This is a genomic window from Ruegeria sp. AB8 (assembly GCF_056542605.1).
Window position 1 is genome coordinate 1 of record NZ_JBQGAB010000024.1, and the last position, 25,801, is coordinate 25,801.

The 25,801-nt window shown below is 58.7% G+C and carries 20 protein-coding genes; 4 read left to right on the top strand and 16 right to left on the bottom strand.

Annotation, left to right across the window (positions count from 1 at the left end):
* Positions 1-802 precede the first annotated feature (802 nt).
* Positions 803-1,504: an IS6 family transposase gene (locus ACR0CG_RS19905; RefSeq protein ID WP_170389003.1), complete on the bottom strand. Its 702-nt coding sequence runs from the start codon at positions 1,502-1,504 to the stop codon at positions 803-805.
* Positions 1,505-1,668: 164 nt separating this feature from the next.
* Here ACR0CG_RS19905 and ACR0CG_RS19910 point away from each other — a divergent pair, with 164 nt between their 5' ends.
* A complete protein-coding gene (locus ACR0CG_RS19910) occupies positions 1,669-3,561 on the top strand; it encodes a type IV secretory system conjugative DNA transfer family protein (RefSeq protein WP_170649835.1) in 1,893 nt (630 codons plus the stop codon).
* Positions 3,562-3,852: 291 nt separating this feature from the next.
* Here the strand turns inward: ACR0CG_RS19910 and ACR0CG_RS19915 are convergent, their stop codons facing one another.
* From ACR0CG_RS19915 to ACR0CG_RS19925, 3 genes are all read right to left on the bottom strand, one after another.
* A complete protein-coding gene (locus tag ACR0CG_RS19915; protein WP_170415503.1) occupies positions 3,853-4,464 on the bottom strand; it encodes a glutathione S-transferase family protein in 612 nt (203 codons plus the stop codon).
* Positions 4,465-4,533: 69 nt separating this feature from the next.
* Positions 4,534-5,514 carry a haloalkane dehalogenase gene (locus tag ACR0CG_RS19920; protein ID WP_170570589.1) on the bottom strand — a complete coding sequence of 327 codons (981 nt, stop codon included), beginning with the start codon at positions 5,512-5,514 and terminating at the stop codon, positions 4,534-4,536.
* A 75-nt stretch (positions 5,515-5,589) separates the two neighbouring features.
* A complete protein-coding gene (locus ACR0CG_RS19925; RefSeq protein ID WP_170415507.1) occupies positions 5,590-5,904 on the bottom strand; it encodes a hypothetical protein in 315 nt (104 codons plus the stop codon).
* A 79-nt stretch (positions 5,905-5,983) separates the two neighbouring features.
* Between ACR0CG_RS19925 and ACR0CG_RS19930 the strand changes: the two genes are divergently transcribed.
* Entirely contained in the window at positions 5,984-6,979 is a 996-nt protein-coding gene (locus ACR0CG_RS19930; RefSeq protein ID WP_170570592.1) for a LysR family transcriptional regulator, read from the top strand.
* A 485-nt stretch (positions 6,980-7,464) separates the two neighbouring features.
* On the opposite strand, the gene ACR0CG_RS19935 is transcribed toward ACR0CG_RS19930, so the two are convergent.
* From ACR0CG_RS19935 to ACR0CG_RS19965, 7 genes are read right to left on the bottom strand one after another with little or no spacing between them, the layout of a single operon-like run.
* Positions 7,465-8,310, bottom strand: coding sequence for a crotonase/enoyl-CoA hydratase family protein (locus ACR0CG_RS19935; protein WP_170649836.1), 846 nt, complete (start codon positions 8,308-8,310; stop codon positions 7,465-7,467).
* 2 nt (positions 8,311-8,312) lie between these two features.
* Entirely contained in the window at positions 8,313-9,746 is a 1,434-nt protein-coding gene (locus ACR0CG_RS19940; RefSeq protein ID WP_170649837.1) for an aldehyde dehydrogenase family protein, read from the bottom strand.
* Between the two features lie 15 nt (positions 9,747-9,761).
* Positions 9,762-11,366, bottom strand: coding sequence for an AMP-binding protein (locus ACR0CG_RS19945; protein WP_170709488.1), 1,605 nt, complete (start codon positions 11,364-11,366; stop codon positions 9,762-9,764).
* Positions 11,359-12,150 (bottom strand): crotonase/enoyl-CoA hydratase family protein, encoded by a 792-nt coding sequence (locus ACR0CG_RS19950; RefSeq protein ID WP_170709417.1) that lies wholly within the window; start codon positions 12,148-12,150, stop codon positions 11,359-11,361. Before ACR0CG_RS19950 ends, ACR0CG_RS19945 begins: the two co-directional genes overlap by 8 nt.
* A complete protein-coding gene (locus ACR0CG_RS19955; protein ID WP_170649838.1) occupies positions 12,147-13,760 on the bottom strand; it encodes an AMP-binding protein in 1,614 nt (537 codons plus the stop codon). The genes ACR0CG_RS19950 and ACR0CG_RS19955 overlap by 4 nt, the downstream gene beginning before the upstream one ends.
* Positions 13,748-14,815 (bottom strand): helix-turn-helix domain-containing protein, encoded by a 1,068-nt coding sequence (locus ACR0CG_RS19960; RefSeq protein ID WP_170709419.1) that lies wholly within the window; start codon positions 14,813-14,815, stop codon positions 13,748-13,750. The genes ACR0CG_RS19955 and ACR0CG_RS19960 overlap by 13 nt, the downstream gene beginning before the upstream one ends.
* On the bottom strand, positions 14,812-16,023 hold the full coding sequence (locus ACR0CG_RS19965; RefSeq protein WP_170649840.1) for an aminomethyl transferase family protein: 1,212 nt from the start codon (positions 16,021-16,023) through the stop codon (positions 14,812-14,814). The genes ACR0CG_RS19960 and ACR0CG_RS19965 overlap by 4 nt, the downstream gene beginning before the upstream one ends.
* Before the next feature lie 152 nt (positions 16,024-16,175).
* On the opposite strand from ACR0CG_RS19965, the gene ACR0CG_RS19970 reads away from it, so the two are divergent.
* Positions 16,176-17,045, top strand: coding sequence for a LysR substrate-binding domain-containing protein (locus ACR0CG_RS19970; protein WP_170415523.1), 870 nt, complete (start codon positions 16,176-16,178; stop codon positions 17,043-17,045).
* A 4-nt stretch (positions 17,046-17,049) separates the two neighbouring features.
* Here ACR0CG_RS19970 and ACR0CG_RS19975 read toward each other — a convergent pair whose 3' ends face one another.
* From ACR0CG_RS19975 to ACR0CG_RS19985, 3 genes are read right to left on the bottom strand one after another with little or no spacing between them, the layout of a single operon-like run.
* Positions 17,050-19,155 carry an acetate--CoA ligase family protein gene (locus ACR0CG_RS19975; protein ID WP_480527056.1) on the bottom strand — a complete coding sequence of 702 codons (2,106 nt, stop codon included), beginning with the start codon at positions 19,153-19,155 and terminating at the stop codon, positions 17,050-17,052.
* Positions 19,152-20,294, bottom strand: a complete 1,143-nt coding sequence (locus tag ACR0CG_RS19980) for an aminomethyl transferase family protein (RefSeq protein WP_170649843.1) — start codon at positions 20,292-20,294, stop codon at positions 19,152-19,154. Before ACR0CG_RS19980 ends, ACR0CG_RS19975 begins: the two co-directional genes overlap by 4 nt.
* 33 nt (positions 20,295-20,327) lie before the next feature.
* Positions 20,328-21,977 carry an acyl-CoA dehydrogenase family protein gene (locus ACR0CG_RS19985; RefSeq protein ID WP_170415529.1) on the bottom strand — a complete coding sequence of 550 codons (1,650 nt, stop codon included), beginning with the start codon at positions 21,975-21,977 and terminating at the stop codon, positions 20,328-20,330.
* 93 nt (positions 21,978-22,070) lie between these two features.
* Between ACR0CG_RS19985 and ACR0CG_RS19990 the strand changes: the two genes are divergently transcribed.
* Positions 22,071-22,940: a LysR family transcriptional regulator gene (locus ACR0CG_RS19990; protein WP_170415531.1), complete on the top strand. Its 870-nt coding sequence runs from the start codon at positions 22,071-22,073 to the stop codon at positions 22,938-22,940.
* Between the two features lie 117 nt (positions 22,941-23,057).
* On the opposite strand, the gene ACR0CG_RS19995 is transcribed toward ACR0CG_RS19990, so the two are convergent.
* Positions 23,058-24,269 carry an aminomethyl transferase family protein gene (locus ACR0CG_RS19995; protein WP_170649845.1) on the bottom strand — a complete coding sequence of 404 codons (1,212 nt, stop codon included), beginning with the start codon at positions 24,267-24,269 and terminating at the stop codon, positions 23,058-23,060.
* Positions 24,270-24,320: 51 nt separating this feature from the next.
* Positions 24,321-25,799 (bottom strand): aldehyde dehydrogenase, encoded by a 1,479-nt coding sequence (locus ACR0CG_RS20000; RefSeq protein ID WP_480527059.1) that lies wholly within the window; start codon positions 25,797-25,799, stop codon positions 24,321-24,323.
* Between the last annotated feature and the right edge of the window lie 2 nt (positions 25,800-25,801).

Here is a 25,801-nt window from a genome sequence, read left to right on the forward strand (position 1 = left end):
AAATCATGAACTGACTTTCGACTGATTTTACCGAAAGTCATTCACCCGCAGCATCTGACCTCGTCAACAGCCAAAAGTTTGCAACAGATCCAAACAGAGCGGCGGTTTGATCGTGTGTCACGGTGCCCTTAATTTCTGGACGCTTGCTTCAAAAAATTGAGTAAAATCAGTTCCAATTTGTGCCTTTAATTTCTGGACTGTGTCCTTAATTGCCGGACTGTGCCTTAAATTCCAAGACCGTGCATTCTGGGGATAAGTCGTGTGTTAGGCAGACGTGATCCGGTACAGGGACCCTTCGGTCCTTCACCGAATGTATGTGAGGTCCCTGGTTGGTGGCCTGTGGATATCCGAGAATTAAGGGCACAAAACCTGGGTAAATGCACCAAGATGCATCTGCGTCCAGAAATTAAGGGCACAGTGACAACAGTCAAGCGTGATAATTCACGATTCGGGGCACATGGGATGAGACGCTGAGGTAGCGCCAATGCCCACTACTATAATTTCTTAATTCGAATGTGATTTGAGTCAGCCTCTCACACCATAGCGCGCTTGAAGCGTATTGGTTCAAGAACGTAGCTGAACGTGCGATCGGGTCATGGTTCAGAAGATCATTCGTCATGGACCTTTAGCTTCCTTCTGCCATAGGTTGACGTCGAGACATAATCGAGAGGATTACGGCGATGCGAGTTTTTGAGTCTTTCCTGGCGACGATTCTTTGCTTCGCCGGGTTTGGAGCGAATGCGATGGAAACGGTGTTGTCACGTTAACTTCCGACCCACCAAGGAATGCTGATGCCCGGACTTCAAGCAGCTCGAGTGGCGGCATTCCAGGCGTCAAATGCTTCGAGGCGGTGATATCGAATTGTTAAGGCTGAGCGACGGCGTGCGGGGGCACAGAAGCAATTCCGAACGGCTGAATGGGTTGTCACGAACCTCTGCAAACCTCCTGGGGACCGAAACCCCTGCATCGTTCGTTCCCGCTTACGGAATGGCAGGTGGCTGTTTTCGGCTCGATTGTTCAAACCCTTGTGTGACCAATGATCCAACCCCGGCGCGACTTCTCGCTTGGCGGCGCCATATGAGCGCAGTTTGTCCGTGATGATCCGCTTGGGAAGAATACCAAAACGCTTTACCAGGCGGCGTAACAGCCGTTTTGCAGCCCGTTTGTCCCGTTTCGGTTGGAGTATTTCGTCCAGCACGATGCCATGTTGATCGACCGCGCGCCAAAGCCAATACTTGCGACCTGAGATTCTCACGGCAACTTCATCCAGATGCCAGACATCACCTGGGCAGCCCTGTCTCTGCCGCAAGTTTTGAGCTATCGCCGGCCCGAATTTGAAGACCCAACGGCGGACGGTCTCGTAAGAAACATCGATCCCACGTTGTAGAAGCATCTCTTCAACTTCCCGTAGGCTCAAATTGAAGCGAACATAAAGCCACACCGCGTGAGCGATGATCTGAGGAGGAAATCGGTGGTGCTTGTAGCTGATCGACGATGAATTCATCGATGTCACCTATGTCCAAATCCAAGCATGAGCAACCGAACGACGGTTAACGTGACAACACCCAGGCGAGAAGTTTGCGAAGCTCGGGCAAGACGGTTGGGAAATGGTCGGCGTCGTACCTGCCGAGTTTGGCATCGTGTGCTTCTTCAAACGTGAGCTGACGGATGGCTGAGTTTCAGGATCTACCCAAAGGCAAGAAGGTAGCGATAGCCGGTACTATGGGCTTTATCGCGACCTCGGCTTGCGCGGTGTTGGTGATCGGGCTGGCGCTCGAATACATCAACACTAGGGGCTTTCGCGGGCTGGATATCTGGGCGATCCCAGAGAAGTTCATGGCACAGCCTGCAGAAACGCAGCAGATCATGGGTCTGGTGGCGGTGGTCGCGGTGGGGGTTTTGACCTTTGCATTCGTGGCGGCTGCGCTGCGTGGACCCTCAACGAAATACGGGGATGCGACTTTTGCAAAAGCCCCTCAGCTTGTCCAGGAGGGCTACGCTTCAGTCTTGAGGCTCAAAGATCCACTGGACAGTGAAATCGTGTTTGCCAAATTTGGTGAGCCAAAGGACAAGAACGCGATCTACTATAAGCCCGGCCCCGGTGTCCAAAAGCCACACGCGATGTTCATTGCCCCGTCAGGTTCGGGCAAAACCAGCGGCTTTGTGATCCCGAACGTCCTGCGTTTCAATGGTTCTTGCGTCGTCCTGGACATCAAGGGCGAGATTTTCCAGACCACGGGTGCGCGTCGGGCAGCAATGGGCGATGAGGTTTTTGTGTTCGATCCCGAGAACCCCGACAAAAGCCACAGCTACAACCCTCTGCGCCGCGCAGCACGTGCCGACAATCTGGACCGGCGGTGGGAAGAAGTGATTCAGGTTGCAACCCAGATGTTCGACACGCCCAGCTCGTCCGCACAGGGCTTTATGGGTGGCGTCGAAGGCATGTTTTGCGCAATGGCGATGTTGGCGACCAAAAGAAAGCGGCCATACATTTCCGAAGTCCTACGCCTGGTCAAAACGACCAAGCAAAAGGACTATGAGAAAATGGCTGAAGAAGTTGGATATGCGCGAGCTGCAGATGAGTTCCTGAATCTTGCAGCCGAAGAATCCAAAATCTTGCGGTCAACGATTTCGGTTATGTTGAACTCCGGCCTTCAGCTCTGGCGCAACCCGTCTGTGGCAAGAGCCACGCAGGGCAATGACATCAGCTTTGAAGATCTGCGTCGGCGCCCCACCTCGATCTACTTTTCTGTGCCAGGGAAGAAGGTCAAAGAGTTCCGGACGCTCATTCGCCTGTTCTTCCTCGATCTGGTGAACACCATCGAAACCGTTGAGCCGGGCGAAGATGAGCCGTTCAAGGTTCTGATCCTGCTCGATGAGTTTCAGCGCCTCGGCCACCTTGACCGTGTCGTTGAAGCCTATGACACCATGCGATCGTTCGGCGGCCGGCTCGTGGTGATTTCGCAAACGCTGTCGCGCCTGCAGGGCATCTATGGGCATGAAGGCGTTCGGGCGATGCTGGCAAACGCTGGCACGCAAATGTTTGCGGCGTCTGAAGATTCAGAGGTACGCGAACATGTGTCCAGGTCCATCGGTGACAAAACAGTAATGAGCAAGTCGAAGTCTCGGGCGCTCGGCAAAATGGAAATGGGCAGCATATCAGAGCGAGAAGAAGGCATTCGTCTGCTGCGTCCGGAACATGTAGGCCGACTGCCAGAAAATGAGGTTGTGCTGATCCGTGAAGGCAAGATGCCAGTGATTGCAAACAAGATCCGATACTTCGAAGATCCGTATTTCATGCAGTTCCTTGGGGGTGATGTACCGAAAATTAAAGGCACACATCGGGATCTCGCTGACGAACAGGCCAAGGACACAGCGAAGGCTCTGGCTGAGGCGAAACCGGCCCCTGCCCCGAAGAGAGAGGTTTCGGAAAAAGATCAGGAACTTCAGGCGGCATTTGATGCACAGCGCACGGTCGCAAAGCGGAAAAGCCGGTCAGCGAAAGATATGGCGATGGAGAAAATGAGAGCCAAACGGCCAGAAGGTAGTGCCTCCGCTTGACGGGGGTGCTGTTTCAGCAATCCGCGTGTGAAAACACGGTGATCAGCCACGCAATTTTGAACTGCACAAGAAAGGCCACCTCAAATTAGCTCCTTGCAGTTCATGGCTCGGTTTCCCAGGTTATTCAGACGCTCGTCTCGACGGCCTTAAATACCTGATGGGGTCTAAATCGGATTGCAGCCGTTCGTGCAGATCGCGGCGAAGAGGGGAAAAGAGCCCGTTTTGACAAATGCCGCAGGTCGCATGAATGTCCGTTGTGCGCCCTGCGGTTTTTGGCTTGGGTTAGGTCGCCTAAGTGATTTCTCCGGCAAAGGCCCTGCTCACGCCGGGAACACCCAAAACGCGTTGCTTCAAGGCAGCAAGCGCAGGGAAAATTTGTGTGATCTTACCGTCGATCTTGGCCTCCCAGTGCAGTGTCGACGCCACATATAAATCGGCCAGGCTCATCGTATCGCCAGCGAGAAAATCCTGATCCCGAAGGGCCGCGTCCAGTAAGGCATAATTATCCATCAAATCAGTCTCAGCCAGCTTGGAAACCGCTGCAAGATCACCTTCCCCCGCAATACGCTGCGGAAAGAACAGCCTGATCCAAATCGGATGAATCGTTGCGTAGCAGAAGAACAACCATTTCAACGCTTCACGCCCTTCATAAGTAGAAAGCTCTGGCATCAAGCCTGCCTCAGGGTTCCTTGCTGCGAGCCATAGGTTGATGGCTCCGCCTTCGAAGGCAGGCCCGCCGTCGTCCAAGAGTGCTGGCACTTTTCCAAGCGGGTTGGCCTCTTCAAACGCCTGTGACTTGTTGCCGAGATCGACGACTTCGAGCTCAAATGGGGTTTGCGTGATTGTAAGTGCCGCGTGAACCGCTGAAGAGCAGCTGGCAGGCAAGTGGAAAAACTTGGTCATCTCAGTCTCATGTGTGGATTTATGTAGTGGCGGATGGAGAGCGAAGAATGCACCCGCTCCCCGACATTCTCAGTTGCGACGCAGCCAGTCCGCGATGGCGCGTCCAATCGCGACCGGCTGGTCTTCCTGGATGAAGTGCAAGCCCTGACCGATAAACACTGTCTCCAGATCACCGATCAGGTTGCTGTAGAAAGGAACGGCTTGTGGCGGCACCAGAACGCCCGGCTCCGCGTAGGTCAGCAAGACAGGCATATCCGTTTCGCCCATGAAGGATTGAATGTCGGCCATCAGTTGAACGTTCTCTGTCGGCTCTCCCCCAATCGGTACTTCGCGCGGCCACATCCAGGTTGGAAGACGGCTTTCGACAGTTGCATAGGGTGCGCCATAGGCCTGCATTGCCCGCTCGCCCAAGGTGCGGTTGACCATCATGGGCAGGATGCCTTCCACGAAGAAGTTGCCCTCCATGACCATCTCGTATCCCTGTTCTTCATCCTGAAGTGCGCGGAACATGCCGCCCATCTCCTCGCCCATTGCCTCATAGCTGGGCTGCGGCATCGCGGGTGGAAGAACGCCTTCCATAAAGGCTAATCTGACTACGAGATCGGGATTGCGCCGAGCAAAATCCCACGCCAGTGCGGCACCCCAGTCATGCCCCACGAGCGTAATATCTGTAAGGCCCATCTTGGCAACAAATGCATCGAGGAACCGAGCGTGATCTGCGAAGGAATAGTCGATGTCCGGTTTGCCAGATGTCCCCATACCGATCAGATCCACTGCGATTGCGCGATGCGTTTCGGCCACATGTGGCATGACATTGCGCCAAAGATAACTTGAGGTCGGGTTTCCATGCACAAACAGGACCGGATCCCCGGAACCTGTCTCGATATATGACATCGAAGAAGACAGAACATCGACACTCTGTGGAGCGAGCGTCAGTTCCTCCGACACTGCAGGGATCGGCAGTTTTGCGCCTTCGGACATCGCAGCAACTGGCGTCGAGGCGAGCGCCATCGTTCCGGCCAAAGCCAGAATACTTGACTTGAGTTTCATGGTATTTCCTTGAAGGTAGTTGGTTTCTTCCGGACAAGGACTGCTTGCTCGTCCGGTTTCAAGGCGCCTGATAGCTCAGGCGCGCTTCGTGGTCAGAATGATCGACGCGCTCTCTAGGTCGAATATCGAGTCGCGCAGTGCAATATGAGATTGATACTCTGCATCTCCCGCCATGCCCTGCATCGAGGTTTCGGGATCGTCGGTCTCGAACAAGTTGATGAGGTCAGCCTGTTGCGCCCCTCGCAGCGACTTGAGCGCCCGAAGCGGGGCATCAACGCGCCGCAAACCATGACGTTCCATCGCCGGGCGGACTTTCTCAAAATAGGATAGCGCATCTTCGATGGTTTTGCCTTCCCTGAAGGGAAGAATGTCAACAAGAATATATGCCATTTCGGTTCTCCTATGTGTTTCTTTTCTCACCCCAGGCACGGCCTCACAGACGGCGTTTGGGGCATGATCTCGGGCAGAGTTGCTCGAACAGGCCAAAGCTAGTAGTCTCACTATCGGTACGCAATTTCCTGAATTGAGACATATTGGTGCACATATGAGACAGATGGACTGGGGCGATTTGAAACTTTTTCTGCTGTTTGTGCGAAGTGGCTCTACTCGGGCTGCTGGCGCGGCTCTCGGAATCAGCCATTCTACCGTCGCGCGCCGGTTGGAGGCGATGAGCGCGTTGGCGGGTGCACCACTTTATCAGCGAAAAGGTAGCAAAATCGAGCTTTCTCAAACTGGACAGGAAGTGCTTTCGACAGCTGCAACCATTGAGGATGAGATTGCCAACTTGGATCGCCGCACTTTCGGGCAAAGCCGCGAGATTTCCGGACCGCTCACCCTGTCGATGGGGGATGTTCTGGCGGTCAAACCGATGCTGGAGATTCTGGACGAATTCAGGCGAAGACATCCTGGTATCGATCTGCGTGTGATAACGAGCGCATCGCTGTCCGACCTGGACAGACGTGATGCCGACCTTGCATTGCGGTTCGGACAAAGCCCGGACGACCACCTCGTTGGTCGCAAACTGACTGAAACCGCCCGCGCGATTTATCTTTCCAAGGCACTTGCTCAGAAAATTCGAAACGGCAAGCCATTTGATGACTTGGGTTGGATCAGCTTTAGTCCCAGTGGCTCTTCAGAGTCCTGGAAGAAAAGCACCCCCTTCCCAAACCATCCTACAGTCATGCGGATAGGTGACATGCGAACGCAGCAGTTGGCCTGTCGCGCGGGCATTGGTCTGGTTCTTTTGCCTTGTGTCCTTTGCGACCAGGACCCCGAGTTGGTGAGGATAACAGATCCCGAATTCGTTCCACGTCAGGATCTTTGGCTGTTGCGCCATGCGGAACTTCGCGACAATGCCCGTGTGCGCGTTCTGAGTGATCATTTGGTACGCTCTCTTCCGCAGTTGATCAGTGTATTCAGGGGTGAGAGTGGAGTAACGATAGAGCTGCCAAAACAGACTGGCTGAAATCGTCTTTCAAGCTAATTGATCCCCTGCTGCCATTTTGAACCGCCTCTTCGAAACTATTGTGCATAGCGATGGCAATTGTTGTTAAGGCCACGAAACTTTGCTGCTCTTCTCTTGCTCGCGGGTGACGCCAAGTTCCTGAAGCCGTCGTTCGAGCAGAATAGTTCAACGGTAGCTTTGTCCGCGTTTGGCCTGTTCGCTGACGACGACGCGAATGATAGCATTTCCCGACAGCACGCATTCGTGCATTGAACGGCGAATGGCGGCTGGGAGCCCATACCAGAAGTGTCGATTTTGCGCTTCGCGCGCTCGCAGCGGAAGAACTGCCGCGCATGCATTGGTCAGGGTGCTTCCGCGCGACGAGAAGGGCAGCCATTCGTTCGGAGCGCAGCGGTTTTTCCCTATCCTATACTCGGGTGGCGGGGCTTTGTCGTAATTTGGCACGCCAACGCGAACGGTTGGTTCCAGGTAGTTCGCGGGCTTTGTCAGTCGAAGGGCTTATTGCGGGTCCAGTCAAAAGTCCCGGTGTCCCGTTCCTGCACCGCCTGTTTCCAGCCGACTTGCTCCACGCGGGCTTTGAAGTTCATGCCCTCGGGTGAATGGCGGGTGATGCCGTCAAACACGGTGGCAAGGCGCTGTGTTTGGTTGACCTTTTCCTCTACTGCGGAGTTGATCACCATCTTCTGCATGGCCAGTTGGTTGACGGGAACGGTCGCCATGCGCGTTGCCAGTGCCTCGACCTCATCATCCAGTTGGTCATCAGGCACGGATTTCAGCACCAACCCCATTTCAGCGGCCTCAACCCCGCTGATCTTGTCACCCGTGAACATCATCCGCTTGGCCTTTTCCGGCCCCAGCCTGTGCACCCACATTGCGGTCGTCGGGCAGCCCCAAACGCGGGTGGGCATGTAGCCGATTTGAGCAGTGTCGCCCATGACGGTCAGATCGGCACAGAGCGCGATGTCCGATCCCCCCGCGACGGCAAAGCCGTGAACCTTGCAGATCACCGGCTTCATCGCCCGGAACAGCGACATGAAGGCTTGCGTGTTGGCCCACATGAACTGGAAATCCTGCATCGGGTCCCAGGGCATGTCCTGTACCACCTTGTTGGGACCATTGCCCTCGGCGTAGTGGGCCAGGTCATAGCCTGCGCAAAAGGCCTTTCCTGCGCCAGACAGGACCATCACGTGGATGTCTCGGTCATGGTCGGCCTCTGCCACCGCCGCCGCCAGTTCGCGCGGCAGGTCATCGTCGATGGCATTCATCACCTCAGGTCGGTTCAGGGTGATCCGCCCGATCCGGCCATCTTTCTCGTACAGAATCTTTGCCATACCTAACCCCAATCGCTGACAGCCTTGACCTCCAGAAACTCCTCAAGACCCCAGACACCGCCTTCTCGGCCATTGCCCGACTGCTTCATGCCACCGAAAGGCGACCCGGCAACGCCGAACTTGCCGTTCATCTCGACCATACCAGACCGCAGCTGACGCGCGACCCGGCGTGCGCGGGACTTGTCCGTAGTCTGGACGTAGTTCGTCAGGCCATAGGGCGTATCGTTCGCCAAGGCGAGGGCCTCTTCCTCGCTATCGAAGGGTGTGATGCAAAGAACAGGCCCGAAGATTTCTTCCTTCCAGATCGTCATTTCCGGCGTGACATCAGCAAAGATCGTGGGGCGCACGAAGTGACCCCCGCTCAGCCCGTCGGGGCGGCCAAGACCACCCGCGATCAACGTGGCCTGTTCGTCGATGCCGCGCTTGATCAGGTATTGGATTTTGTTGAGTTGACTTTCAGACACAACCGGCCCGATCTGGCGGCCTTCGATGTCCGCCGGTCCGACCTCCGTTTTCTCGGCTACGGCTCGGGCGGTTTCAACGGCCTGCTCGTAGATCGAGCGCTCCACCAGCATCCGGGTCGGCGCGTTGCAGGACTGACCCGAGTTGTTGAAGCAGTGCCGCACGCCGCGCGCAACGGCCTTTTCATCTGCATCGGCGAAGATGATGTTGGCCCCCTTGCCCCCCAGTTCGAGGCTGACGCGTTTCACGGTGTCTGCCGCGGCCTTGCTGATCGCGACACCAGCTCGGGTTGACCCGGTGAAGCTGACCATGTCCACGTCCGGGTGCGCGGTGAGATGCGCGCCAACACCGGCACCATCACCGTTCACAAGATTGAACACGCCTGGTGGGAAGCCCGCTGCATCGATCATCTCGGCCAGCAGAATGGCACTGAGTGGAGACAGTTCCGAGGGTTTCAGAACCACCGTGCAGCCCGCCGCCAATGCAGGGGCGACCTTCAGCATCACCTGGTTCATCGGCCAGTTCCATGGAGTGATCAAGGCACAGATACCCACCGGCTCGTATAGGATCATGTCGCCGGGAGCGTGATCCCCCAAAGGACGTTCAAAGGCAAAAGCCTTGGCCGCCCGAATGGTGTTCTTAAGATGCCCGGCCCCGGCGCCGACCTGTGCCGTCTTTGCCAGTGCGATAGGTGCACCCATTTCCGTGCTGATGGCCTGCGCCATGTCTTCAGCCCGAGACTTGTAGACTTCCATCAACCGCTCCAGTGCGGCGATCCGTTCCTCGGGGTCTGTTGCCGCCCAGGCCGGAAAGGCTGCCTTGGCTGCGGCGACGGCCGCGTCAGCATCAGCGACGCCACCCAAAGTGATCGTGGCGATCTTCTCTTCCGTGGACGGGTTCTCAACCGCCATTTCGCGCCCGTCGACCGAGGCGACCCATTGGCCGTTGATATAGTGTTTGGATGCGTCCTGCATGGTGGTTCCTGTCAGTCAGAGTTCAACATATTCCTCGGCGATGAAACGATCGCGGAGAACGAATTTCTGGATTTTGCCCGAGCCGGTCAGGGGGAAGTCCTCGACCTGCACCCAAACATTCGGGGTTTTCTGCGGGGAAATGTTTGCGCGGCAATGAGCATGCAGCGCGCCTTTTTCGAGTGGTCCTGTGCCGCGGATGAACGCGCCGATGACCTCGCCCCATTTCGGGTCCGGCAAGCCGACCACGGCGACCTCGGCCACATCAGCGTGTTCCAACAGGCAGTTCTCGATCTCGGCCGGGAAATGGTTCTCGCCGCCGCGGATGATCATTTCCTTGACCCGTCCCGTCACGGTGACGTAGCCGCGCGCATCCATCCGGCCCAGATCGCCGGTGTGCAGCCAACCCAACGCGTCGACAGTCTCGGACGTGGCCTTGGGGTTGTCGTTGTATTCCAACATGACACATGGGCCGCGGGCACAGATTTCCCCGACCTGGCCGACGGAGACTGCGCTATTGGTATCGATGCTACGGATCGAAACCTCGGTCTGCGCCACTGCCTGGCCAGCCGTGTTGCAGATGTCGTCGATACTGTCCGACAAGTGGTGTTGCGTGATCACCGGGCAGTGTTCAGTCTGGCCATAGAGCGTCGAAAATCCGGCCCCCATCAGGGTCTGCACCCGGCGCACCAGCTCCGGCGCCACCATCGAGCCGCCGCAGCTGACGAGCTTCAGGGCCGACAGGTCGCGCGGACGCGCCTCTTGTGCATCGAGCAAGGACACCACCATGGTCGGCACGCCAAGGATGATGTCCGCGCCGTTCGCTTCCGACTGATCCAGCACGATGTCCGGGTCAAAAAGGCTGACCAGCACCATCCGGCACCCCGCCTGCAGGCAGCCCAACGTGACCATGCCGCAACCCGAAGTGTGGAACATCGGCATGATGTTGACCCAAGTGGTTGCCTGGGTCGCCCCGCAGCGGGAAGCGTAGAAGCGCGCATTGTTGACCAGCCCGCGATGGCTCAGCACCGCCCCTTTGGGAAAGCCGGTCGTGCCGGATGTATACTGGATCATCGCCGCGTCGCCCGGGGTGACTTCGGGCAAAGCAGGCGGGCGGGCCCCTTCCGCGTAAAGCGCGGCGCTTTCCATGTCCGTGACTTCGCGCACCGACGTGATGCACGCCGCGACCTCAGCACCTATCCGGGCCATCGGATTGCCGCGAAACTCCTCGACAAGGAACAGGGCGACCGCGCCGGATTGCTCCAGCACATAGGCCAATTCCCGCGCCTGAAAGGCCGGGTTTGCAGTCACCAGAACCAGTCCGGACAACGCGCAAGCATATTCCATTAGGACCCATTCTGGGCTGTTGGGCGACCAGATCACCACCCGTTCGCCGGGCGCAAAACGGTTCGACAGTGCATGGGCTAACTGCTCGGCGTCGGCCAGCAGTTCGGCATAGGTCCAGCGCCGCCCTTCTGATCCGTCCTGTCGGATTTCGACCAAAGCCTCGGCATCCGGGCGCGCCGCAGCAACCTCGCGCAGCAATGCGCCGATGGTGATGTCGCGCGTCTCCATGTCGGACTGGGCCGGGACATGGGAGGTGGTGAGGCTTAGCTCATACATCGCTGAAATCGCCCCCGCGGCCTTTTCCGCTGGTGAAGCGGGTGGCACCTTCGACACCTTTGGTGACCTCAGTCTTGCTGCCACGCCATTCCTGCTGTAGCGCCTCGCGCATCGAGAGCCCGTGCTGGGCCCGCACGGACCGCCGATCTGCGCGCATACAGCTTTGGGGAAAGCGGGCGATGTCATGGGCCAGGGCTTCGGCTTTGGTTCGCGCGTCGCCTTCAGTCACGACGTATTCGCACATGCCAATTTGCAGAGCCTCTTCTGCATCCACACGGCGGCCGGTGAGGATCAGGTCCATCGCGCGACCTTCGCCGACCAGACGGGGCAAGCGCACTGTCCCACCGTCGATCAGTGGAATGCCCCAACGACGGCAATAGACCCCCATGAAGGCGGTCTCTTCCATCACCCGGATATCGCACCAAAGCGCCAGTTCCATGCCGCCAGCCACGGCAGGCCCTGCCACGGCAGCGATCACCGGTTTGCTGAGCTCCAACCGGCTGGGTCCCATGGCCGCCATCGGTGGCTCACCCTCATCGGGAAAGTCGAACGGATCAAGCGCCTCGGCCCCGGCAAGGGAGGCTGCATGCTTCAAATCCCACCCGGCGCAAAAGGCACCGCCTTCGCCCCAGAACACGGCAACGCTGGCGGTATCGTCCGCGTCAAACGACTGGAACGCCTCAAAGAGTGCCTGGGCGCTTTCGGGGTCCATGGCATTACGGGCCTCTTGGCGGGAATGGATGACTGTCCAGACGGGGCCGTCCTTTTCAATGCGAACACTCATTGCAGAACCTCTCCGTAGCTACCTGCGAGGAACTTCTCACGAATGGCGAATTTCTGCACTTTGCCGGAACCTGTCAGCGGGAAGTCCGGCACCCGCACCCAGACCGATGGCGTTTTCTGCGCGGACAGATGCGCCCGGCAGTGGGTGCGCAAATCGGCCACGTCGAGCGATTGGTCGGACAAGATGAATGCCGCGATCACCTCTCCCCATTTCTCGTCCGGCAGGCCAGCCACGGCGACTTGTGCCACATGCCTGTGGGTCACCAACACCGCTTCGATCTCGGCCGGGAAATGGTTTTCGCCGCCGCGTATGATCATGTCCTTCACACGGCCAGTCACCCGCACGAACCCCTGGGCATCCATCGTGCCCAGATCGCCGGTATGCAGCCAACCTTCGCTATCGATGGCGGCGGCAGTGGCCTCCGGGTTGTCGTTATAGCCGATCATCACGGCGTAGGACCGCGCGCAAATCTCGCCGACTTCACCTATTGAGAGCACCCGATTGTCTTCAGGTGAACGGATCGAAACCTCTGTCTGTGGCAGTGGTTGGCCTGCCGTCTCTACGATCTGTTCAAGCGTGGCCTCGACAGGGTTCAGGCAGATCATCGGGCTGTGCTCCGTCTGCCCAAAAGCGCTGAGCAGGTGACAGCCCAGACGGTCCCGCACCCGGCGGACTAGATCGGGTGGCACCGGCGCGCCGCCCGTCGTGATGACCTCAAGCGAGGACATGTCGCGCGGGGTCCGATCAAGCGCCTCCAGCAGGTTGAACAGCATGGTGGGAACGGCGAAACAGGTTGTGACGCCCTGTTCCTCGATCAATCGCGCAAAGACATCCGCGTCGAACCGCTTGTTCAACAGCATCTTGGCAGAGGCCTGAAGGCACCCCAAAGCCCCCGTCGCGCAGCCCGCCGTGTGAAAGAGCGGCATGAAGTTGGCCCAGACCGAGTGCGGCCCAACCTGCTTGCGCGCGCAGAACAGCCGCGCGTTGTTCACAAGGTTCTTGTGGCTGAGCACCGCGCCCTTGGGAAATCCTGTTGTTCCCGAGGTGTACTGGATCTGCGCGGCATCATCCGGCTGGACATCTGGCAGGATGGCGGACCGTTCTCCATGTGCATAGAGCGCATCTTCGTCTTCCAGATTGACGACCTCGCGCAAGCGCGTGTTACCTTTCGTCGCCTCGCGCGCAATCTCAGCCATCGGGTTGCCCCTAAACTCATCAACCATGAACAGAGCAACAGCACCGGATTGCTCCAGCACATATTTGAGTTCTGAGGCCTGAAAGGACGGGTTGGCCGTGACCAGGACCAACCCGGCCAGCCCGCAGGCATATTCCATGAAGATCCATTCGGGGATATTGGGTGCCCAGACGACGACCCTGTCACCAGCTTCGAACCGCGTGGCGAGGGCATTCGCAAGGCTCTCGGCCTGCGCCAGTATCTCCGCATAGGTCCATGACTGGCCGCAGTCACCGCTGTCTGCGACATCCACCATCGCCACGGCATCCGGGTGGCTGGCTGCCACCTCTCGTAGCAACCCGCCAACCGTGATGTCGCGGATTTCCGCATCATTCTGTACCGGAAAGTGCGAGGTGGTGAGGTTCAAATTGTACATTTTCTTGCTCCTTCTGAGCAGTCGCCATCTGGGAGAGGATCATCTATTCGCCGGATTCCCACATCCAGAAGCGGTGAAACTCCAAACTGCTTCCGGTAAAGGCGGGAGAAATGGGACTGGCTCTGAAAACCGCTCGCAATCGCAATTTCGATCAGAGGCAATTCTGTTTGTTGAAGCAATCGCCGTGCATGTTCCAGCCTCAGCTTCACATAGAATGCTTTAGGGCTGGTCGCCATATGAGCCTTGAAGATGCGCTCAAGCTGACGCATCGAGACGCCGGTTAAGACAGCTATCTCCTGCGCTGAAACAGGCTCTTCCAAGCGCGATTGCATTACCCTGATTGCCTTTGCCAGCTTGGAGTTGCGCTCTCGCATGTGCACGAACTCGGTGGCCCCTTGGTCCTCTTGTCCAGTCCTGAAGGAACTGCAAACAAGCCGGTCTGCGACCCAATTGGCTATTCTGCCGTCACTGGTCAATGCGATCAGTTGCAACATCATGTCGAGGGTCGACGCCCCACCGGCACAGGTTAGGCTTTTTTCGCCAATACAGAAGATGTTCTGCTTTAACTCCAAATCTGGGCAATGTTCGGCAATTGCCCCCCTATACGCCCAATGTGCAGAAACTGGCCCGTTCAAACGCACACCAGCCTTTGCCAATGTGAATACAGCGCTCCCAATTGCGCCTATGCGCGCACCTTTCCGGGACACACTTCGCAACCATGCCAGCACTGGCAAAGTAGATGCGCCTACATATTCTTTACCTCCCAGAACGATTACTGTGCTTTTTCGGCTCACCGGCATCATCGGGCCATCTACATTCATGGACAATCCGTTAGACGCCAACACAGCGTTTCCGTCTTCACTGAACAAAGACCACGAATATCTGGGCGTCTGGTCAAACTGGTTGGCTTCATTCAACACGTCCAGCGCAGCGCAAAGATCCAACGAGGAGAACGACCTCAATAGTAGAAATGCAAAGTGCGTGGAGACGGCCGAGGCCGCCTCTGGTTCGCAACTCCTAGTGCGTTCAGTTGAAACGCTGGGCATGAAGGTCATTCCGCCGCGACCCGTTTGGTCGGGATATCCACCAATTTGCCGCGCGGGATCAGACGGTCGGCGTCGTACATTGGCAGGGTGCAGAGCTCACCGCTTTGAGTGGACCCATCAGCACAGAGCACGTCTACCTTTGTGCCCGGACCCTGTGCGGGGTCGTCCATGCGCACGATGCAAACACCACAGCCTTGATACGGCGAATAGCCCGAGGAGCAGACGCGGCCGACCACCTTGCCATCAACGGTCATGACACGGCCAAGCTGTGCTACACCGCCGGGTACCCGCATGCCCCAGGTGCGACTGGATTTGCTAGCGGCCTCCAGCGCCTTGCGGCCAACAAAATCACGGTCGTCAAATTCGACAAAACCGCCAAGCCCTGCCTCGAACGGCGTCGTCTCCGCTCCGAAATCGGACCCGGCATTGAGCAACCCGGCCTCGATCCGCCGTGCGCGGAACACCGGCGTTCCGGTCAGCAGGATGCCGAACGCCGCGCCGACCTCCATGATCCGGTCGCCGATGGCCGGGATGTCGGTGTCGGGCAGCGTATAGACCTCCCATCCCAGCTCGTTGGTGAAACCCGAGCGGCTGATCCAGCAGGTCTGGCCCGCAATGGAGACCTCAGCACAATCGAAATAACGGAAAGGATCGGGCATTGGCCCGTCCAGCACAGCGGCCAGAAGTTCCAGCGAACGCGGCCCCTGGATCTGGCTGACCCAGACGTTGGGGTCGTGGATCTTCACGTCCAGCCCCTCGGCATGGGCCTTGTACCAGCTGAAGAGGTCGCCATCGGCTTGCGCCATCCAGAACCTGTCCTGCGACAGCCGCAGCAGCACGCCATCGGTGATCATGCCGCCATCGTGATAGCAGGCGAATTGATAGGAGCAGCGGCCCGGCTTCACCATGCTGACGCTCCGAGTAAACAACTTGTTCAGAAGCTTTTCCGCATCCGGCCCGCTGATCTCGATCGGCAACTCGCCGGTGTGACGAAAGATGACGTTGGTGCGCACGGCCCAATACATTTCGTCATCCGTGGCCGTGTCGAGTTTCTCTGGCGTCAGGCGCGAATTGTAGAGCGTGTATTCGGGATCAAAGGGCAGTTCCATGTAGCTCAGCGGATGGGCAGGCATGGTCCGGGCAAGCTCGCGCGGGCGCGCGCCCTTGTTCAGCAAAGCCTTGGCGACGAAACGATAGTGGGAGAGGTCGATTGTCATGTTGTTCACCGTTTAGAGTTGTTAGACGCCTGCGGGTGATCTTCGACAAGGACAGATGGGTGCCACGCATTAAGTTTATGGTATTCGACCACATGGGCTCCGAGCAAATCTAATGATTTGCACAAGTCGTTCGAAAAAATTAGACAATAATCATGCGCTTTCGTTGTTATGATACCCTCAAGATCTTTGATGCCGTTGCCCGCAATCTGTCGATGACCAAGGCGGCGGACGAGGTCCATCAGTCGAAAGGGTCGATCAGTTACCAAGTGGGCAAACTTGAAGCCGAGCTCGGCTTTCGCCTGTTCGAGCGCGCACACGCAAAACTGGAACTGACGGAGGAAGGGCGCAGATTGTGGCATGTGTCCCAAACGGCCCTGAGCCAGATCGATCGTGAAATCGAAGACCTGCGTGGCACAGCCTCGGGTGCCGTGACCGTTGGCGCACTGACCTACTTCTCGTCTCGCTGGCTTTCGCCAAGGCTCACTCGCTTCTTCGAGGCCAATCCCGGTATCAGCCTGCGGATCGAGCCGATTAACTCGGTGGAAATGTTGAGATCTGTCAGAGTGGACATGGCTATCCTCTGGGGAATTGGCGGCTGGGAGGGTCACAAAAGCGAACTTCTTCTGTCCCTGTCTGCCGTTCCAACCGCAAACCGCGCAGTCGCAGAGCAGGTTAGGCGGCTTGGTCTGGCCGAGGCGGTCAGGCAGCTTCCGCTCTTGGGTGACAGCTCCGGTGACGCGGGTTGGCGGGCCTGGCACAAAGCCGCAGGGCTGCCCTACGCGCCCAGCCGGTCCAGCCTGACCATCCCGGACTCAAACAGCCGCGTTCAGGCGGTCGTGGATGGCCAGGGGATCGCCCTTTGGGATGATCTGGTCGCGCCAGAGGTGGAAGCCGGAACACTGGTGCCGCTTTCCGACGCCAAGCTGGAGGGCGCGGGGTACCACGTTGTGTTTCCGGGCGAAGTGCTGTCACCCGGTGCGCGCTCGATGCTGGTTTGGCTCAAAGAACAGGCTGGAACCTGATCGATTACTCCCGTGCAAGCCGCAGCAACGCGTCTACCGCTGTCGCGCGCCCCTCGGTGTCAAGTATGATCGGATTCACGTCGAGCTCGACCAGACGGCTTCTGTGCTGTTCCGCAAATGCAGCGATTGCCTCTATCTGCGTCACAAGCACGGTTCGCTCGGTATCGGAAAGCCTTAGCTTGCCGCTGATCTTCAGGCCGGCAAGCGCGTCCTCGATTTGTGCCCGCCCCGCTGGAAGCAGCAATGTGGCATAGTCCTTCAGCTCTTCCACCGCCGTCCCGCCGCGACCAATGACCAAAGCATGCCCCAATCCCGGCTTGTAGCTGACGCCGACGATGAATTCTGCTCGGGGTTGCGCCACCATGCGCTCGATCAGAAAACGGTCGGTAGACAGGGCCGGATTGTAGGCCCTGACAGACGTTTTGATCGCTTCAATCGCCTCTTCCAGCGCGGGTTTGCTTCCCATGTTCAGATGCACTGCACCCGCGTGGTTCTTGTGGGCCAGATCGGCGCTGAGAAGCTTGACCGCGAGAGGAAACCCGAGTGTGTCGGCCTGAGCAATCACATGCCCAGCCGAACCCGTCGCGCCCTTAGGGATCGTCAGCCCGCAGCTTGCCAATGCTGCCTTGCCCTCTGCCTCGTCAAGTTGGATGACCGACTTGGGCTCAGGTGGGGGAGCAGACAGTTCCCGGTTTTTAGGGTCCGCCAAAACTGCACGGCGCAAGCTGTGGTATCTGCCTGCCGCTGCGATCGCCGCCAATGCGTCGTCCAGCCCCTGAAGACAGATCAGGCCTGCGTGGGTCAGTTGGAGGCACAAATCCGGGGGCAGCCCGTCGGGGAGGACGCTGGCGACCAAGACCGGTTGGGCGATCCGCGCATTCAGGCGGGTCAGACCTTCGAGCGTTGGCCACCACACGTTCGCGACATCCTTCTGCCGGGGCCAGTCTATGAAATAGACCAAGAGGTCGACCTCATCGGTCATCAAATACCCAAGCCCGACATCCGAGGTCTCGGACCGCGCCATGCTGGCCCAGGGCAGGTTCCAGTCGAGCGGGTTCAGGAGCGACACCAGATCGGGCACATCATGGCGCAGAGCTTTCTGCGCTGCGTCGTCAGGCGCGGGAAACTCTAGCCCTGCGGCGCGGCCCTTTTCGCCGATCATCGCGGCATAGCCGCCGGAATTTGCCGCGGCAACCACTCGGTTACCTTTTGGCAGCCTGGGCGATCCGAGAAGCTTCAGCGTCTCGATCAGGCCCTTGGGCGACCCAGCCTCGACAATGCCGAGGCGGCGAAACAGCGCGCTCCACAGCTCGTTTGCAACTGCGAGCGTTCCCGAATGGCTGCGGGTCAGTTCGGAACTCTCCTGCGTACCGCCAGCCTTCAAAGCCACGAGCGGAACGCCCTTGTCGATCGCGCGCAAGGCGGCTCGGCTCAGCGCGGCGACATCGACGATCCCTTCCAGATAAAGGCCGATGGCGCGGACCCGCGGATCATCCAGCAGGGCTTCGATGAAATCGGCGACGTTCAGCACCGCCTGATTGCCCATGCTGATGGCGTAGCCCAGCGGCAAAGCCTCTTCGACATTGGTGATCGAATAGGCGACATAGCCCGACTGGCTGATCAGCGCGACGCCGTTACCATTGACTGGTTCGAACACGTTGTCGCCACCCCAGACAGCTGCGCGATCGAACATGTTCATCAGCCCAAGGCAATTCGGGCCGACAAGCGCGAGATCTCCGGCCGCCTCGATCAGCCGGGCCTGTAGCGCGGCCCCGGCCTCTCCCGTTTCAGCAAATTCGCCGACGATGGAAACAGCGCCACCAGCCCCCATAGCGTTGAGCTCGGCCACCACGTCAACGGTGCGTTCCCGCGATACGGCAATCAGGGCGGCATCCGGCGGTTCGGGCAGATCGGCAAGGCTTGGAACGCATGCGATGCCTGCCAGTTCCTCGTATTTCGGATGCACGACCCAGATGTCCCCGGCAAAGCCGGATTTACGGGTGGCGTTGATGCAGCCCTCGACCGCCTTGCCGCCGACAAAAGCGATGTGGCGCGGTTTCAGGAGGCGTTTCAGGTTTTCGCGGCGAGCGCTGGAGACGGTGTCTTTCATCCTTTGAACTCCATGACCTCAAGGCCTCGGGGGATGCGTTTGTCAGGGTCAAAGAATGGCAGTGCATGCAGGGCCAGCGGATGTTCAGTCCCGTCTCGGCCCGTCACGGTGAAGGTATTGGCCGCCATGGCCTCGGGCGTGTCGAAGAGGACATAGCCGATCCCCATGCCGAGGGTTGGCGACGGCTCGAATGCCTTCACACGGCCGACCACCTGGCCATCCGCCTGGACAGGCGATCCCCATTTGATGTCTCTCGCCTCGGTCATAAAGCCAGAGAACCGAGGATTCCGTTCGGCGCTTTGTAAGGCGTCCCGCCCGACGAAGTCATGATCGAAGTCGACAAACTCGCCTAGCCCCAGATCAAACGGCGTTGTGTCCCACCCCATGTCGGTGCCGTAATTCATGATCCCCGCCTCGATCCGCCGTGGGTTCATGGCGTAGGTCGACAGGATCTCCATCCCATGCGGCCGGCCTGCCGCCATCAGGTGAGACCAAAGCGCAATGCCATCGACATGCGGCTCCAAGTTGTAGACCTCGAAGCCAAGTTCGGCGGTCCAGCCCGTCCGGCTGATCAGGACCGGCTGACCGCCCATAGTGACCTGACGCGCATGGTAATATTTGAACCCGTCCGGGGCCCTGCCATCGACGCAGGCGTCCAGTATCTCTAGGCTGTTCGGCCCCTGGATCTGGATCGCCCAGGCTCCCGGATCGCGGATTTCGACGTCATGGCCGAATTTCAGGGCCTGAAGCCATGTGAACACGTCGCGGTCCGCATGGACATACCAGAACCAGTCTTCCGCCAGCCGGAACACAACACCATCACAGGCAATGCCGCCTCCATCGTGGCACATCAGGCCATAACGCCCCCGGTCAACGGCCATGGTGCTGACAGGCCGCGTGAACACATAGTCAAGGAACGCCGCTGCATCCGGCCCTCGAATTTCCAGCGGGACCTCCGGTACATCGAAAATGCCTGCCTTGGTGCGCAACACCCGGTACTCTTCGACGATGGGCCGATCAAAGGTTACGGGCGTCAGCCGCCCTTCGTGGTCGCCATAGGCGGTGGTGATCTCGCGCGTCGCCTTGAACCACGGCGAGCGCGCACAGCTAGAGATCATGGGCAATACCATTCCGGCCATATCCATGGCTCCTTTCGTTCTTGGGTGGGTGGATCAGCCGGGCAGTGCGCGGCTGATGATGGCGTCGAGGTCGAGCCCCTTGGGGAGGGTTCCGAACGCGCCGCGATATCTTGGGGCAAGGCGGCTGGCGCAAAAGGCATCGGCAACGGCGCTATCGCCGTGGCGGGTCAAAAGCGCCCCCTGCAGGGTCAGGGCCATCATCTCGGTCACCATGCGCATCCGGCCCTCCAGCCCCTCCGGGTCGGCCAGTTCATCGCGCAGCTCGTCGATTGCCCGGTCAAGATTGGGATGGTTTCCGCGCGCCTTCTCTAGTTCCGCCATCACGGCGGGGATCGCCTCGGCCTCGCGCCCCATGGCCCGTAGCACGTCGAGCCCCATCACGTTGCCCGACCCTTCCCAGATCGAGTTAAGCGGCGCTTCGCGATACAGCCGAGGCATGATGCTTTCCTCGACATAGCCTGGACCCCCGTGGCATTCGAGCGCCTCGACCACAAGGCTCGGGCATCGCTTGGTGTTCCAGTATTTCGCCACCGCTGTGCCAATGCGGGCCAGCGCCGCCTCGGCCGGGTCATCCATGCGGTCCATCGCCTGCGCCACCCGTAGCCCGAGCGCCAGCGCGGCCTCGACCTCAACAGCCATGTCGGCCAGAACATTTTGCATAAGCGGTTGCTGGATCAGGCGTTTCTGGAAGGCCGATCGATGCGAGGTGTGATGCAGCGCTTGCACCAGCGCCTGCCGCATGATCCCCGCCGAGGACATGGCGCAATAAAGCCGGTTGCCCGTCACCATCTCGATGATCGTGCGAATGCCACGGCCTTCCTCGCCCACCATCACGCCGTAAGTGTCCTGAAACTCCATCTCGGTCGAGGCGTTGGACTTGTTACCCAGTTTGTCTTTCATCCGCTGGATAAACAGGTTGTTGCGGGTTCCGTCGGGCCGCCAGCGGGGCATGAGGAAGCAGGAAATGCCCATGCCTTCAGTATTGGCCAGTACGAGAAACGCGTCGCACATGGGAGCCGAGCAGAAGAATTTGTGCCCGGTCAGCAGGTAGCCGTCACCGTCAGGCCGGGCCACTGTCGAATTGGCGCGCACATCCGATCCGCCCTGCTTCTCGGTCATGAACATTCCGATCATTGCGCCGGTTTTTTCGTTCGCGGGGATGTCGCGCCGGTCATACTCGGTGGACAGGATGCGCGGCATCCATTCCTCTGCAACTGCGGGCGCCATGCGCAGGGACGGCACGACGGAATAGGCCATCGCCATCGGGCACATCACGCCGCCTTCGGGTTGGCTGAACATATAGGTCAGAACCGACTGGCCCAGATGACCGGCATTGCCCTCATGATGCCACGCGAAATTGTGGACCTGGTTGGAAATCGCCAGGTCCATCAGGTCGTGGTAGGCCGGGTGAAACGCGACTGCGTTGATGCGCATGCCGTAGCGGTCAAAGGCCTGCAGTTCGGGCCCATGACGATTGGCCTGATTGGCTTTCTGGAAGGTCTCGTCCAGCCCGGTCAGATGGCCGACATGCGTGAAATGCCCGGTATGACCCGCCCCGCCCATATGCGAAGCCCAGTGTCTCAGTGCGCGGTCATCTGCCCACAGGTTCTGATCGCCCATGTGGGGGGGCATGTTGATGACCTCATGGGTCGGCAAATGCGCTATCGGATCGCGTGGTGTCATGATGTCTCTCCCTGCAGTGAGACTAGATGCCCAAACCATCCTGCGGCAAACCCAATTTCTTGATCTCTGTGTTCAGCTCAATTAAACAGAACTATGCGATTTCGATCCTTTGACAGCCTCAACGTCTTCCGTACCGTTTCCGAGCTAATGAGCTTCACAGCGGCGGGCGAAGCCTTGAACATGTCCAAGGGCGCGGTGAGCTATCAGATCGCGAAGCTTGAGGACGAATTGGGCGTGCGCCTGTTCGAGCGCCGCCACACCCATATCCGCCTGACAGTGGAAGGCACGCGCCTGAAAGACGCAGCGACACGGCACCTGGGCCGCCTCGAGGCCGTGATATACGAAATCAGATCAACCGTTGAAGAACCGCTGTGCGTCGGCGCCCATAGCTGGTTCATCGCGCGGTGGCTCGGCCCTAGGTTGTCCGACTTCACCCGCGCCAACCCTGATATTTCGCTAAAGATCGAGCCGATCAATACCAAGGCCGATCTGCAAAACCCCGCCCTCGATCTATCGATCTTCTGGTGCGACCCGTCGGTCGAAAACATGGAAGTTGAGGTTCTGCTCAACTCCAACACCCGGCCGTTGGCTAGCCCGGACACTGCTGCCCGTGTCGAAGCACTTGGTCTTGAAAACGCTTTTCAGGAAATCCCGCTTTTGCCGGACGCATCCGGCATGGCCGCCTGGCGCGACTGGCATGATCTCGCGGGACTGACATTCGCGCCGAGAAAGAACGCACTTTCGCTGCCGGACGCCAACAGCCGCCTTCAGGCGGTCATCGCCGGAAATGGATTGGGGATGCAGGACGAGTTTGCGGAGCCAGAGATAGAAAGCGGTCGGCTTGTGTGGCTGTCAGACATTGCCATTTCCAACTTCGCCTACTGCATCGTTCTGCCAGCAAAGCCTACCGCGTCACCTGCAACGGAAGTGTTCAAGACTTGGATAATGGCGCAGGGGGTGTGACGGCAACCAAGTCGCAAACACAAATCCGTCATCAATTCCATGAGTGAAGGTCTGTCCCGCCAGGCCGACTGAAGTCGAACGGCCTTCGGGACAGCGCGGTTTTTCGTTGTGGCAGGGTCAACCCCGCCATGGTTCAGGGCCTTCGGGTATCGTTGTGTTTCTGCCTCGCACGATTGCACCCTCGGCATCATACATCGGCAGGCTGCACAACTGCGCTCTGTACGTGGCGCCGTCCGTGCCGATCACCCCCACTTCTGTACCCGGTCCCATATTCGGGTCATCCATCCGCACCAGCGCGACACCGCATTCCTGGTAAGGCGACCATGTCGAGGAACATACCGTGCCGACGGATTTGCCACCAACCGAGATAGTCCGCCCGCGTTCCGCGATTCCGCCGCACACCCGCATTCCGAAGGTTCGCGATCGTTTATCGGCCTTTTCCAAGGCTGCCTTGCCGTTGAAATCCGGCTTGTCCATCTGAACAAAATGTCCGAGACCGGCGTCAAAGGGTGTAGTTGTGCTGTCGAACTCCGCCTGGCTCATCAGCCCTGCTTCGATACGGCGCGCACGGAATACTGGCGTGCCGGTCAGGATCATCCCGTGCCTTTGACCCGCCTCCCAAATGCGGTTGCCGACCTTCTCGGCATCGTTTTCCGGCCGTAGGTAGAATTCCCACCCAAGCTCATTGGAAAATCCGGTGCGGGTGATGATGACCTCTTCCCCTGCAATCGACACGGTCGCGATGTCGAAATAGCGCCATGGATCGGGGAAATGACCGTCAATGGCGTCACGCAGCACGTCCATCGATCGGGGGCCTTGTACCTGTGAGACCCAGACACTCGGATCCGAAATCGTCACGTCGAACTCATGCGCGTGGGCCATGTACCAAGTGTAAAGCTCGCCATCGGCCTGAGCCATCCAGAATCTGTCTTCCGCAAGGCGCAGCATGACACCGTCAGTGATCATGCCACCATGATGGTAGAGGGCGAAATTGTAAGAACATCGGCCGACCTTTACCCGGCTCACGTCACGTGCAAACACCCGGTTCGCGAATATCTCGGCATCCGGCCCCGAGATTTCCACAGGGAATTCCCCGGTATTGCGCAGAATGACCTTCTGTCGGACAGCCCAATACTGCTCGTCATCGGTAACGTGGTTCAGCCGTTCCGGGGTCATGCGATTGCAGTAGAGCGAGTATTCCGGGTCGAAGGGCAGTTCCATGTAGGACAAGGGGTGCGGCTTCATTGTCGAACTCAGCTCGATTGGACGGCGGTCCTCGTTCGGGATTGCCTTGATGGTGTAGCGTTTGCTCAGAATGCTTTCGTGCATTTACTGGATTCCGTATTGAATGTTGGTTTGAAGAGCGGCCAAAGCTCGCTGTCATCTCATGATGAAAGGGTTCGCAGCCGTGGTCTGTTGCGCAATCCAGACAGATTTCACCTGCATGAATTCCTTGATCGCCTCTTGCCCGCTTTCCCGCCCCTGACCGGAGCGTTTGAAGCCACCGAAGGGCGTCATGAAGCTGACAGCGCGATATGTATTTACCCAGACAGTACCTGCCTTGAGCTTGTCCGACATCCGGAAGGCCCTGCCGATGTCCGAGGTCCAAACCCCGGCAGCCAACCCGAAGAGGATATCGTTGCCGATACGGATCGCGTCTTCCTCGGTGTCGAAGGGGATCACCGACAGGATTGGGCCGAAGACCTCTTCCTGTGCAATCCGCATTTCGTTGGAGACGCCGGTGAAAATCGTCGGCTCGACAAAACGGTCCCCTTTCGCGCCATTGCCGGTATAGGGTTTGCCGCCCAGAACGCAGGTTGCCCCGTCTTCTCGAGCGACGTTGATGTAGTGGAGAATCTTTTCGTATTGCGGCGGCGTGGTCACCGGGCCGACATGAGTGTCCATTGACATCGGGTCGCCGATTTTGGCTTCACCAGCCACCTCGACCAGACGCTTGACGAACCTGTCGTGAATTGAGCGTTGCACCAGAAGCCTCGACCCGGCAATGCAGGTCTGACCGGTTGCGGCAAAGATGCCCGAGATCGCGCCCATCACGGCGGCTTCGAAATCGGCATCCTCGAAAACAATGTTGGGCGATTTGCCGCCCAGTTCCAGCGTGACCGGCATGATCTTTTTCGCCGCCGCCTCATAGATCTTCTGTCCCGCGAGGTCAGATCCGGTGAAGGCAACCTTGGCGACGTCCGGGTGCTCCACCAATGGCGCGCCGGTATCGAGGCCGAACCCGGTCACGCAGTTCACCACGCCATCGGGGAAACCAGCCTCCTTGACCAGGTCCATGAATTCGAGGGTCGAAGCCGAGGTGAACTCGGACGGTTTGACCACGGCTGTATTGCCAGCCGCCAGTGCTGGAGCGAGCTTCCAGGCCAGCAGCAGGAGCGGCGAGTTCCAGGGCGTGATCAGCGCGACCACGCCCAAGGGCTCGTGCTTCGTGTAGTTGAAGATACCCGGCCGGTCCGAGGGCAGAACCGCGCCTTCGACCTTGTCGGCCAGACCGCCATAATAGCGGTACCACTCGGCCAGATAGCGGGTCTGGGTGCCCATTTCGGCAATCAGTTTGCCGTTGTCACGCACCTCCAGTTCGCCAAGGCGCTCGGCCTCGCGCTCGATGGTCTCCGCCAGCTTGACCAGAAGCTTTCCCCGGGTCGTCGGGCGCATCTCGGCCCACGGCCCCGTCTCGAAGGCGGTCTTGGCAGCTGCAACGGCGCGCGCCACATCTTCGGTGTTTCCCTTGGCGATCTGCGCCCAGACCTCGCCCGTGTAGGGGTTGTCAGTGTCAAAATATTCGCCGCTCGCTGGTTCAACCCAGGCGCCGTTGATGTAATGCTGATAGGTTTTCATGA